The 2,956-nt window shown below is 62.9% G+C and carries 3 protein-coding genes and 1 pseudogene; 1 reads left to right on the top strand and 3 read right to left on the bottom strand.

Going from position 1 to position 2,956, the window contains the following annotated elements:
• From AC1VAN_RS20525 to AC1VAN_RS20535, 3 genes are all read right to left on the bottom strand, one after another.
• The coding region (locus AC1VAN_RS20525) for an ATPase, T2SS/T4P/T4SS family (RefSeq protein ID WP_480986603.1) at positions 1-1,308 on the bottom strand (1,308 nt) is incomplete at its 3' end.
• Positions 1,309-1,527: 219 nt separating this feature from the next.
• The gene (locus AC1VAN_RS20530) at positions 1,528-1,821 is read right to left on the bottom strand and encodes a pilin (protein ID WP_480986604.1); all 294 of its coding nucleotides are present in this window, start codon (positions 1,819-1,821) and stop codon (positions 1,528-1,530) included.
• Positions 1,822-1,910: 89 nt separating this feature from the next.
• Positions 1,911-2,324 carry a pilin gene (locus AC1VAN_RS20535; protein WP_442251812.1) on the bottom strand — a complete coding sequence of 138 codons (414 nt, stop codon included), beginning with the start codon at positions 2,322-2,324 and terminating at the stop codon, positions 1,911-1,913.
• Between the two features lie 355 nt (positions 2,325-2,679).
• Here AC1VAN_RS20535 and AC1VAN_RS20540 point away from each other — a divergent pair.
• Positions 2,680-2,956: pseudogene (locus tag AC1VAN_RS20540) on the top strand (type II secretion system F family protein); the annotation flags it as partial.

Genomic DNA, 2,956 nt, shown 5'->3' on the forward strand with positions numbered 1-2,956 from the left:
GGTCTGCGGCGCATCGTTGGTATGCAGCGTGGACAGCACCATGTGACCGGTCTGCGCAGCCTTGATCGCAATTTCCGCCGTTTCCAGATCGCGGATTTCGCCGACCATGATGATGTCCGGATCCTGTCGCAGGAACGAACGCAGCGCCGCGGCAAAGGTCATGCCGCGCTTGTTGTTCTGCTGCACCTGGTTCACGCCCGGCAGGCGGATTTCCACCGGATCTTCCGCGGTGGAGATGTTGCGGGTCTCGTCGTTGAGGATGCCCAGCGCGGTATACAGCGACACCGTCTTGCCCGAACCGGTCGGACCGGTCACCAGCACCATGCCGTACGGCTTGTGGATCGCCTCCAGGAACAGCTTCTGCTGGTCCGGCTCGTAACCCAGCTTGTCGATGCCCAGCTTGGCCGCGCTGCCATCGAGGATACGCAGCACCACCTTCTCACCGAACAGCGTAGGCAGCGTGCTGACGCGGAAGTCGATCTGCCGGGTCTTGGACAGGTTGAGCTTGATGCGCCCGTCCTGCGGCACGCGCTTTTCGGCGATATCCAGCTGCGCCATCACCTTCAGGCGCGCGGCGATGCGCTGGTTGAGCTTGTTCGGCGCGCGCGCGACCATCTTCAGCAGGCCGTCGATGCGCAGACGCAYGCGGTAGTCGTCTTCGTAGGGCTCGAAGTGGATGTCCGACGCGCCCTTGCGGATAGCGTCGACCAATACCTTATTCACGAACTTGACCACCGGGGTGTCGTCGCCCTTGGCGTCGATACCGCTGTCGGTGCTGGCCATGTCGTCGTCGCCACCGCCAACATCGAGGTTGGCCATGCCGTCATCGTCGCCACCTAGCGCATCCCCCATCGTGTCGTGGCTGGCATGCCACTGCTCCAGCGTGCGACGAATCTGGTCCTCGTCCACCAGGATCGGCTCAACCACCAGATTGGTGTGGAACTTGATCTCATCCAGCGAATGGGTGGGGTTGCTGGTGCCGACGAACAGCTTGCCGCCGCGTTTGAACAGCGGCAGCACGTTGTGCTTGCGCAGCAGCTCTTCGCTGACAAGGCTCATCGCGTTCTGGCTGCTGTCGAACGTGGACACGTCGAACAGCGGCATGCCGAATTCGACCGCGTTGGCGGCGGCGAGCTGCGAGGCGCTGACCAGCTTGTTCTGCGCGAACCACGTCGGCAGCGGCTGGCGAGCGGCGGCCGCCTTGGCCATGGCATCGCGGGCAGCGACTTCGTCCAGCGCGCCGTCCTGGACGAGGCGGCGGGCCAGGCCGGTGATGCCGACGAGATTGGCGGTGGTAACGGCGTTCATAGAAATCCTTGGCTCATGGGTCTGGCAATGCGGTGCGCCCTCCAGGGGCACCACACAGGGCAGCAGAACCTGCCGCGAGCATCGGCCAGCGGCATCGCCAATCCATGAGCAACGCTGCCTTGCCCGGCGTTGCCGGCCCGGCAGGCTCGATCCTGACTCCCCCGGGGATGATAGCCCCGTCAAGGGTCGCCCAACATCCCATTGCCGGCTGAAATGTGATCAGCAGCCCGTTGGACGATAGCGTGCTTCAAAGGCGCTGCCGTCGCAGCTCCAAGTACCGTCGGCTGCCCGGCGTAGGATCAAATTCTTGCCTAAAACGGGTGCGCCACCAACTAAGGTGCAGGTTATGCTGCCCACACCCGTGGCGGCCAGTTCCGCCGAAACCGCAGAGCATCTCGTACTTGGCTTAAGCCCAATGTACTCCGCGTTGACCAGAGCCGCGTTCTGGTTGTCTTGTGCAACGGACTCCATCGTCGTCTTGCCCGGCCGGATATCCGACAGGGCAGCCGCCAGATCGGCCTTGGCTACGTAATTTCATGAGTGAATTACCGTCCCTGCAAACGAAAGAAGCCCCGCTTTCGCGGGGCTTCTTCCGGAGCGTATTAGGCGCCGGTGCAGCCCGTCGGGGAGTACTTCTTCAGCACGGTCGTGGCACAGGTCCAAGTACCGTCCGCAGTGGCGCGGGTCAGGGTGATGGTCTTGTCCTTCACCTGCGAGTTGCCGGCCAGGGTGCAAGCGATCGAAGCCGCACCGGACGAGGCGGTGCCCTTCACGGTGACGGTCGGGCAGCGGGTCGAAACCTTCAGACCGATGTCGGCGGGATCAGCGAAGTCCTTGCCCTCGTTGAGTGCAACTTCAGCGGCGGTCTTGCCGCTGGTGACTTCGGCCAGGCCCGCAGCGGTCTGCGACTTGGCCACGTAGTCCTGGTACATCGGCAGGGCGATTGCGGCCAGGATGGCGATGATCGCAACGACGATCATCAGTTCGATAAGGGTGAAGCCCTTCTGGTTCTTCATTTGGTACGTCCCCAAGATAGTAGTGGTTGATGTTCAGAGCACAGGATCGATCCGGCCGTGGCCGGTTGAGCGGGCTCCTGTCCCCTGCGGGTGGATCAACGCAGGTTGCGTGCCAACCCCGGCACGCCTCCCCCTGGATTTCCCCACGCCCATGATGGCAGCTATTTCACGGATGGGAACCCCCGGAGTACGAATCTGCGATGGACGCGGCAATGTGACGCAGTGCGTCACCTTTGGTCGGCACCCGGCACGAATTCGCATGATGGGCCCTCCGGCAACTGCCCAGACGGGCATGAACCCGCTACCATCGACGGCTAGATGCCCGCCTGGGGATGGTGGGTCTTGGGGAGCCGATATGTCTGTCAGTCGCAGTGCGATCAAGAAGGGGCCCGTGGCGCGTAGCACCATGGAGCTGCAGCCGTTTGTCTGGGAGGGGACCGACAAGCGGGGCGTGAAGATGAAGGGAGAGCAGGCCGCGAAGAATGCGAACCTGCTGCGGGCCGAGTTGCGCCGTCAGGGCATAAATCCCGGTATGGTCAAACTTAAGCCCAAGCCTCTATTTGGCGCGGCCGGGAGCAAGATCACGCCGAAGGAAATTGCCTTCTTCAGTCGGCAGATGGCCACCATGATGA

The organism is Stenotrophomonas sp. 05L44_2 (assembly GCF_056665995.1).